Source organism: Paenibacillus sp. P3E, from assembly GCF_001909045.1.
GTDB lineage: Bacteria > Bacillota > Bacilli > Paenibacillales > Paenibacillaceae > Paenibacillus_AQ > Paenibacillus_AQ helianthi.
Genome location: NZ_LVWH01000140.1, coordinates 1 through 803, shown reverse-complemented (window position 1 = coordinate 803; position 803 = coordinate 1). Strand labels below are relative to the sequence as shown.

Below are 803 nucleotides of genomic sequence, written 5' to 3'. Positions count from 1 at the left end.
GGTTAAAACGTTGCGGATTGTAGTAAAATTCAATCGTACACTCTTCAAATGTTTTAACCAAAATGGTCAAGTCATAGTGAGTCATTTCAGTAGTAGAGAAATCTTCAATTACAATATCGTTACTAATTTTTTGTTTTTTTAAAGGATAATTTTCAATAATAACAATGGAATCAAAAAGTTCCCTATCCGTAATCGCTGATTGATTTTTGATGTCTGTAAGAGGAAGAGAAGTAAAATCTTCCATTTCACGCATATCATTTTCCACACGTTTAAGAACATCATGAAATTTTTCTGATTTCGAAGATGTTATTCTGACAGGAACAGTATGAATCAATAACCCGACCATTTCGTCGATGCCTTTAATTTCAGGAGTTCGGCCAGACACAACTTTACCAATAATAACGTCATGATTATTGTTGTATTTTTGAACACAAATCCCCCATACCGTATAAAGATATGTGGCTAAGGTTACTCTCGCTTCGGATGTTAATTTCAAAATAGAATCCAGAATAGACTGGTTCAAATGAAACACACATTTCCCACCATTTGCTCCGCTAGTATTGTCTTTTACAGGCAGTGTTGATTTATATTCATAACCCTCCAAGTATTTTGCCCAAAATTCTTCCCTTGGTAAAACATTTTGATTATTAAGCCATGTTATATATTCGCTAAAATCTGTTTTTTCAAGAAGGACTACCTGTTGATTTTGTGAGAGAGAGTTGTAATATTCGATAAATTCCTTAATGATTACTGCATTACTCCAGCCATCATATAAAATATGATGATGTGTAATAATAACATTG

General features: G+C 32.8%; 1 protein-coding gene. It reads right to left on the bottom strand.

Annotated elements, in window-relative coordinates:
• Window positions 1–803 (bottom strand): condensation domain-containing protein (locus A3842_RS12525; RefSeq protein ID WP_256701681.1); only part of this gene is annotated, 803 nt, incomplete at both ends.